Raw genomic sequence first — 7,953 nt, forward strand, 5'->3', positions numbered from 1 at the left:
TTGAAATGGGATTTCACCGGTAACCCCGTATCAACTGATATCCAAATCTTCCAGTAATCAACCTGTTGGTACGATAGGTGGTCGTAAGACCAAATTTCGGTCTGGACGCCATCTATCGTTTCGCTCCCGAGATGTTCGCAGTTTTCGAGATCATTGGTTTTTGAATATTGGCGTGGTTCTACATGCCACGGTTTGGAATCGCCATGCCACCACTGCTTAGTGTCAACATATAGGGTGGTAAAATGGATTGCCTCAAGAGAATTGGTGCCGACCAACCGAATTCGTGGTGTGGCATTGAATTTATCCGTCATGGCCCTGACAGACGCGCATGCGTCATCTGCGGCAAAAGCTGGTGTCATTTCGGCGATGTGGGTGCATATCGCAAGTGCCACCGTCAGAGCCATGGCGTGTTTTTGCATGAAAGTCTCTCCCGACCTGAGCATCAATCATGGAAATACCAGAGGTAGCAAAAGCTGTCACGTCGCTGAGGAGAGTTGAGGTTGCCCGCACCATTGCCGTGCGATCCACCAATTGCTGCCTTGATGGAGATAGATGTGAGTCAGCGCCGAACTGTAACCCCACCCATAGTTTCAGATAACTGTCTGATAAAAATAGACATTTTTGATTTGAGCGGGTCCCCGATCGGCGCCGATTGAGACCCCGGTGATTTCGAGATTCTCTTTTTATTTTCAATGATGTAGAAAATAACGCCATGGGTTCCCGCTTCGGTGCTGTTTTACAACAGTGGGAATTGTGGGAACGCATCCGCTGTTCGGACCCCAAAGTGCGCAGAACGGTATGCATAAGCTGCGGATCGCAATTTGTCCCGTTCGCGGGCCGCATTTGCGTGTCGCAGCGTTCTGCCGAAAGTGGGTCTGGAAGTCATTGTGACGGCTCCGGACGAACACGATCGCGATGCCGCCCAGGCCCAAGGACTAACGCATCTCATCGCGAACTTGCTTGTGAAAATGGATCTCAGGCAGACTCGAATGACGACCAGGAGCTTCGAGGCAATGATGTCCGCTGTGGAGATGGTCCGGCACGACGCGCCGGAAGTGCTTGAGGCAATCTTGGGGGCAAACCCATATGCAAGCGGTATCCTCAAACGCTTCAAGTCACTTGCTTCTGCGTTAGAGGAGCGCACATAACTATGGAGCCTTTCTTGAGGCTTGGCGAAAATAGCGATCCACCAGGATGACCGCTTTATGGCGCCTTGCGGACAGACTGCTCAAGCCGGAACCGGCCTGTCAACCTTGGGGTCGATAGCAGTCGGACCGCTATGAAATGAAAAGACACGGATAGCGGACTTTTCCTAAGCCGAAAAGTCCACTATCCGGAGATTCAGAAGATTGGGCGGGAGTAGACGCGCCTCGTGTTGACTTGAGCTGTTGAGTGCCTCCTGCGACGCGTCGGACGCAGAAGCGGGTAGTCTCCGTCATGCCTGATCCGTCCCCGGCTTACGCCTTGGCGGCGTTCTGTGCAGCCGCGAAGACATCGCGTGCGGACGTCGTACCCGCCACTTGCTCCGTACCCTCGGTTCCGAGGGCCATCCATCCTGCATTCACGGCCTCAAACATTTCTTCGGCAGGTCCGGTGCGGCCCTTCGGGATGCCGAACTGCTCGAACGCTTCCGCCCACCCTGCACGCGGGACTGCAAAGGCTTTCACGTCGAGATTCAGGACTTCACCCAATTGCGCCGCGACTTCATCCGCGCTGACCATCGAACCGAGCTCGATGACGCGCTGTCCTGACCAGGCTGGCCCGACCAAAAGGGTTGCGACCTCCGCGCCGATGTCGTTCGTCGCGACCATGGTCGATTTCCGGTCTGTCGGATTATAGTAGACCGGTAGCGTTCCACCCTGGGCGACCTGCAAGCCGTAGAGGAAATTTTCGAAGAATCCGCCTGCGCGCACAAAGGTGACCGGAGATGCCAGGTCGCGAAACCCCTGCTCCAGAAGCGACAGCGCCGTGATCATCCCCAGCCCGCTAGTTCTGTTCGCACCCATCGACGAAAGCGCGATCACCCGCGGCGGCGCTGCCTTGGTGAGCGCTGCAAGATAGTTCGCAATCACGCCTTTTGCTTCTTTGTAATCGGGCGAAGGCGCCCATACAGAAGGTAACATAACGAACGCACCTTCAACGCCTTTTAGCGCCTGCTCGATGGCTGCCGAGTCATTCCAATCGCCATCTACCAGCTCAACGCCTTGGGCCGCCCAACTAGCCGCCTTTTCGCGATTGCGGACGAGCGCGCGTACCTTCCTGCCTTGTGCCAACAGATGTTCTGCGGTTGCACCGCCTACTTTTCCGGTAATTCCCATTACTAAAAACATGCGTTTCTCCTGATTTTTAGGGACAGAAAAATGCCCCTGTTTGTTCAACGGACGAGCGGCAGAATGGCCCGGACACGGGGATCGCGCAGATAGAGCCCGCCCCATGTCATCGCGCCGAGAGCCAAGGAAATGATTTCCGGCGGCGACCCCAACTCACCGATACGGACATGGGCGCAGATCGCACCTCCCAGAAAGCCCGTCACCAGGATCGCACCGAGGACGGTGGTGGCCGGAATGGCGTAAAGGATGGCGCAGGCGAGTATGATCGGACCCACGACACGGGTCAGGTCCATCGCGAATCCTGTTTCCTGCAACATGCTCGCGATCTGCGCCGGCGCGAAAAGCTGAATAGTCCCATCTGCCGCCAGAGCGGTAACGACAAACGCGCTCATTATCCGGCCAGCCCACAAGGAGCGATGCAAGGTCTTAGTGTCAGGCATCGGAAGCCGGTTCATAGTTTCGGACACTTGTCATTCTCCGATGAGATCATCTGATTTCGAAGGCTACTGTGTCTCTTGGATATGATAAACACCCAGGAATGGAACCAACTGTTCTCTCTGCGGCGAACAATACCGAGGCTCGACAATGCAGAATCTCGAACCCATCCTGATTTTCATAACGGTCGCGGAAATGGGGAGCTTCACCCGAGCAGCCGATAGCCTGGGCATCCAAAAAGGGAGGGCATCAACGGCGGTCCGGAAGCTGGAAGAAGAAGTTGGTGTCAGGCTTCTGCACCGGACGACGCGCAGCGTGCAGTTGACGGAAGATGGACGCGCATTTCATGCCCGTGCCCGCGATCTGCTTGCCGAGGTCGATGACCTACACTCGATGTTCGCAGGCGATAGCGTGGCACTTCGCGGGCGTTTGCGGGTCGATCTTCCGACCGAGGTGGCGCGCACAACGATCGTGCCGGCGCTGCCGGACTTCATGGCGGCTCACCCCGAACTGGAGCTGGAGGTATCGAGTACGGATCGGCAAGTTGATCTGGTTCAAGAAGGGTTCGACTGTGTACTGCGCCTTGGTCCCATCAGGGACGAAACGCTGATTGCCCGCCCACTGGGCCTGTTGCGCATGGCCAACGCTGCCAGTCCCGCCTATCTGGCGCGCTATGGAGTTCCTCGATCGCTAGAAGATCTCCAGCGCCAGGGGCATCGGACAATTCATTTTTCGACGATGCTGGGCGCAAGACCCCATGGATGGGAATATCCGGACGGCGACGGTTATGCGACGCTTCAGTTGCCGGGTGCGCTACACGTCAACAGCGCGCAGACTTACGACGCCGCTGCCCTCGCCGGCCTTGGCCTGATTCAGGCGCCAGTCTTGGGAATCGGCCAATACTTCGAGAGTGGAGCGCTTGTGGAGATCATGCCCGATTTTCGTCGCCGGGCGATCCCGGTGTCCCTCGTCGTAGCACATAGGAGCAATCTGTCGCGCCGAGTCCGCACGTTCATGAAATGGATCGAAGATGTGCTGACGCCGTATCTGGAATAGATGGCCGCTTTCGGGACGACCCACTTTACCCGAGAACGGCGAGGATGCGGGCGCTTTGCCGACGGGCCGAACGACCCCATGGCAAGTGTTTAACGCAGACAGGCACGATCCTGAAAGCGGTCGTCACCTACTGCCCAGATCTAATCATCTCACGAATTTTAGTCGCCTTCTCGAAATGATCGAGAGCATGGGTTTTGATCCACCACTCGGCGGCTTCCATAAGGAGGTCGGGGTCGTCGTTCTTGTTTGCAAAGAATGCATAGAATGACAGGCCAACGCCTTCACCCTTTTTTGAGATTTTGTCGTCGCAGACTGAAATGGCTTTCGCCCTTAGGGTTAGTCTCATGGTGTGCCTCATACTTCGCAACTCATCTTCGAGCTACCATGCCTTACTCGCCACAGAAATACTGAGATCCGTGGACAGATCGAATTGTGTGAGCAATACCTGCTCTCGACTCCATTTCGGCCCGCGGTCACGAGCCGTTCGGCAATAGAAGACACAGGAATGAGCATGGAGGCTTGACGCGTACGAGCGCCGACGACCGCTTGATTTGCCCAAAACTGAGCGCTATGACGCCGCCATTGTTCAGGAGTAGATATGGCTGACCAGATCCGCATCTAGTTGACGCTACGAGCGTCTCTCTACTGGACCGCAGAGGCACAACGCGCGGCACGTTCATCTGGTAGCACTTCCATGAAACTCCATTTCGGCCTGACAGTGTTGATTTCCAAGAGGAAAGCCTACCCAGACTGACAACTCGCCGCACAATCCGCGCCAGTTCAATCTCTTGGTTTGGAAAAGCGGACGCCGACGCCGCCACCATTTTCAGGAATAAACTCGATGCCAGCAGCCTCGAACGCTACCTGTATCGCCTCCAACGTCGCGGCATACCCTGGACGACCGGCTTCGATCCGCGTCACGGTAGCCGCCGTAATGTTAGCGCGGCTTGCCAGATCGCGAACGCCCCACCTAAGGGCAGCTCGCGCCATTCGGATTTGATCGGCATTCAACATTATAACCTTGACATAATCTCTATATGATTCAAACTCTATGCGACGGTTCACAGCGGCCACGCAGGGTGCTTGCGACACTCTACGCGGCCTGACCGCAATTCAAGCTTTTAGGGAGCTCGGATCATGGCTGATTCTGAGAATAGCAGAACTACGCGTGGAAAAGAAAATCCGGAGCGCGGCACGTCGGAAAACCTGCCGCACCTCATCGACCGCCGAAACCTTCTTCCCGTCGCGGCACGCCTCTTGAGCACGCTTGTTGTAGAACCCGGCGATCACTGGAAATCTAGCAGCCCGACGCCCGTCAGAGACATGTGGCCTCGCTGGTATGCCTGCCACCAGCAGCGCGTGAGAGCCACCCGTCTTAGAGAAAAGCTGGAAAAACAATTGCTCGAAGAGGCCGGTGGTCTTCCGATCGCGACGCTACGCAATGTTGGAAAGAATGGCGCCGTCGAGGTTCACTCTTTTGCCGACATCAATCGAATGGCCGCTCAGCTCGATGCCGAACACCTGTCTCAGGCGCGAGCCGAGCTTCGAAGACATCGGAGACGATGGAAGGAAGCCGATCGGCGTTTGGGATTCAGTGCGGCGGTCGCTCAGGAACAAGAGCTCGCGGAACGAGCCGGGATATCCGGACGTGTCATGTGGATCACACGGCCCTCCTCGCTCATCGAAGTCACCGCAAAGCTCCATTGCCTCATCGTCATGCACGATCCCAGCCTGACGCTCGAAGATACCCCTTGGCCCGAGCTGCGGACGATGCTGAAGGATCTTATCCGCGTTGCGGAGAAGCGCCGGCCGAAATCATGCAATGGACCTGCATATCCCGTCAACGCAGCAGGCGTACGAGGCATTCTAAATTTGGCGAAGCATTACCAAGACGCGGCCAGCAAGCTTGGCGAGGGCTCGTCCAAGCCCAACCAGGCACCGCAGCGTCTTCTGGCGCTCCATGCGATGGAGCTCTATCTGAATGCATTCTTGCTCGCCAAAGGCGTGGACCCCTCCGCGATCCGCGGTCTTCAGCACGACCTTGGCGAGCGGGCGCGTTTAGCGTCTGACGCTGGCCTTGTTCTACGCAAGCGTACGGTGGCGCACCTGGCAACGCTCTCCACAAGCAACGAGTATCACGTCATCAGATATGCCCCAGAGCTTACGTCTACGCTGTCACAGGTGAACCGAGTTATGGCGACGGTCGATGAGCTCTCGCGGAAGGTGCCAAAGGCGTTGCGGGTATCCTCTTGATGACATCTTACCCGAGCGGCTGGCCAGGCGTGTACCTCAAATCCGCACCTACCTGAAATCCCGCGTTTTCACCTTGGTCGGCTCGTTCCGTTTGCAGACGACAGGCTGATTTTTCTGCCTGAAGATCAGATTATAGGCTGATTAAAATGCATTGATAATCAGCTTGTATACTGATAAGGATTGGCTCGTGATCAGGTTGCAGTCTGAGGACCATAGATGAAGAGCGACAGTCGAAAAAGGGGGCGCCGCCGGCTCGATGAAAGACTTCGAGCGCTCCAACCGATTGACCGGTTCAGGGCGCCGCCGAAGGGATGGGTGCGCGCACTACGCGACGCGCTCGGGATGACGGGTGCGCAGCTCGGCAAACGCATTGGCGTGCGCCCTCAAACTGTTGAAGCCATCGAGAAGTCTGAAGCCGCAGGCACAATCCAACTCAATACATTACGGCGCGCTGCTGAGGCGCTGGATTGCACGCTCGTCTACGCCCTCGTTCCAAACAGTTCACTTGAGACTGTCATCGAGTCGCGCGCGAGGAAAATCGCAACTCGCGAGCTTCAGCGCGTCGCACATACAATGCGGCTCGAAGCTCAAGGCACAGACGAAGTGGACTTCGAATCCCGAGTGCAGGCTTACATTCGCGATAAGCTCTCCGAGCGCGACCTCTGGAACGAGGCATGACAGATCTTTTTCAGGAGCCAGAGGACGCCACACCCCTTGAACCGCATGAGCGAGAGGGATTGCTTCAGACATGGATAACCCACCGTCGTGACCTCAACGAGGCGGAGCAGGAAAACATTGTGGAAGGTGCGGCTTGGGCGCGCCGGCGCGCGTCGCTTAAGCGGATGCTCAGCGAAGACTTCATGCAAACACTGCACAAGCGGATGTTCGGAGACGTCTGGGAATGGGCCGGCACATTCCGAACGACGGAGCGCAACATCGGCGTTGAGGCTTACCGTATCGGCGTAGAGCTTGCCAGCCTATTGAGCGACATCCGCTATTGGATCGAGCACGAGACATTTCCGCCCGATGAGATTGCGATCAGATTCCACCATCGCGTGGTCGCGATTCACCCGTTTCCGAACGGAAATGGCCGCCACGCTCGCCTGGCGGCCGACCTTCTGATCGAACGCCTTGGCGGCGAGCGATTCAGTTGGGGCGGCGGCAGTCTGGCCGATGTTGGTAAACTGCGCGCTCGATACGTCACAGCCCTGCGCGCGGCAGACAATCATGATATTGCACCGCTGCTGGAATTCGCGCGTATCTGACGGCCGTCGACTGCGCATCGCTCGCCTTGAAGGGCTTCGAACCGACGACCCCTCGGTAAAATTTCAATGTTGAAACCAAATATAAGTGTGATATCAATATTTTGACTTGTTTTAGATCGGCAATGGCAATTATGGAACTCGCTTGGAGAGGTGGGTTAATGTGTGCCCCAAGCATTTTTCAATATAAACTGCTTCGGCCTCGATGCCTTGGACTAGGCGCTTCATGATTTACGGAACAAGCGCTGAGCCGCCACTTGAAAAATGCGGCCACTAAGCTAGCGACCGCACCTCATTTAGGCCCTGTTGACAAAGTCCGTGGTGATAGTGCGATAAGATCGCTCCATGGCGGAGGTTTTTGATGTCCACACTTGATCGAGAAATAAGACTTCGACTTAGTGTGCAACACGCGTTGCTTGGGGCAGTATCGTCGGCGCTAGCCGCTGTTACGTGCGGCTGGAATGGCAACGAGATTGTCCTCGAATTCTTGGTTGACTCGGACTTCAATGATGAAGATCGAGAACGTATGGAGGTAGTCGCATCTGAGGTCGTCGCGGATTTCGGTGATGAAGCGATAACGACTATCTTCACGTCACTACCTTCAGAAGGGCCGAAGA

General features: G+C 56.3%; 10 protein-coding genes. 5 read left to right on the forward strand and 5 right to left on the reverse strand.

Translation table 11 applies throughout. The features are described 5' to 3' along the window. From GA0061101_RS38130 to GA0061101_RS38145, 3 genes are all read right to left on the reverse strand, one after another. Positions 1 to 419, reverse strand: a 419-nt coding sequence (locus GA0061101_RS38130) for a hypothetical protein (protein ID WP_141694192.1), incomplete at its 3' end; no start/stop codon positions are given. Between the two features lie 1,038 nt (positions 420 to 1,457). Beyond that, on the reverse strand, positions 1,458 to 2,378 hold the full coding sequence (locus GA0061101_RS38140; protein WP_245297672.1) for an NmrA family NAD(P)-binding protein: 921 nt from the start codon (positions 2,376 to 2,378) through the stop codon (positions 1,458 to 1,460). Further along, positions 2,375 to 2,785, reverse strand: a complete 411-nt coding sequence (locus tag GA0061101_RS38145; protein ID WP_425350062.1) for a DoxX family protein — start codon at positions 2,783 to 2,785, stop codon at positions 2,375 to 2,377. The genes GA0061101_RS38140 and GA0061101_RS38145 overlap by 4 nt, the downstream gene beginning before the upstream one ends. A 130-nt stretch (positions 2,786 to 2,915) precedes the next feature. Between GA0061101_RS38145 and GA0061101_RS38150 the strand changes: the two genes are divergently transcribed. Beyond that, positions 2,916 to 3,821, forward strand: coding sequence for a LysR family transcriptional regulator (locus GA0061101_RS38150; protein ID WP_037201528.1), 906 nt, complete (start codon positions 2,916 to 2,918; stop codon positions 3,819 to 3,821). Between the two features lie 127 nt (positions 3,822 to 3,948). On the opposite strand, the gene GA0061101_RS38155 is transcribed toward GA0061101_RS38150, so the two are convergent. Both GA0061101_RS38155 and GA0061101_RS38160 read right to left on the reverse strand, forming a co-directional pair. Further along, positions 3,949 to 4,167, reverse strand: a complete 219-nt coding sequence (locus tag GA0061101_RS38155) for a DUF6500 family protein (RefSeq protein WP_037201539.1) — start codon at positions 4,165 to 4,167, stop codon at positions 3,949 to 3,951. Positions 4,168 to 4,601: 434 nt separating this feature from the next. Then, a complete protein-coding gene (locus GA0061101_RS38160; RefSeq protein ID WP_280951458.1) occupies positions 4,602 to 4,835 on the reverse strand; it encodes a helix-turn-helix domain-containing protein in 234 nt (77 codons plus the stop codon). Between the two features lie 123 nt (positions 4,836 to 4,958). Between GA0061101_RS38160 and GA0061101_RS38165 the strand changes: the two genes are divergently transcribed. The 4 genes from GA0061101_RS38165 to GA0061101_RS39990 form a co-directional block, all read left to right on the forward strand. Continuing rightward, a complete protein-coding gene (locus GA0061101_RS38165; protein WP_245297673.1) occupies positions 4,959 to 6,074 on the forward strand; it encodes a hypothetical protein in 1,116 nt (371 codons plus the stop codon). Between the two features lie 216 nt (positions 6,075 to 6,290). Continuing rightward, a complete protein-coding gene (locus GA0061101_RS38170) occupies positions 6,291 to 6,752 on the forward strand; it encodes a mobile mystery protein A (RefSeq protein WP_037201522.1) in 462 nt (153 codons plus the stop codon). Then, complete coding sequence (locus GA0061101_RS38175) at positions 6,749 to 7,339, forward strand: mobile mystery protein B (RefSeq protein ID WP_037201520.1); 591 nt, start codon at positions 6,749 to 6,751, stop codon at positions 7,337 to 7,339. Before GA0061101_RS38170 ends, GA0061101_RS38175 begins: the two co-directional genes overlap by 4 nt. Positions 7,340 to 7,697: 358 nt before the next feature. Then, the coding region (locus GA0061101_RS39990; protein ID WP_092577778.1) for a MafI2 family immunity protein at positions 7,698 to 7,953 on the forward strand (256 nt) is incomplete at its 3' end.

The sequence above is a fragment of the Martinezella lusitana genome (genome assembly GCF_900094565.1).
In the GTDB taxonomy this organism is placed as follows: Bacteria; Pseudomonadota; Alphaproteobacteria; order Rhizobiales; family Rhizobiaceae; genus Rhizobium; species Rhizobium lusitanum.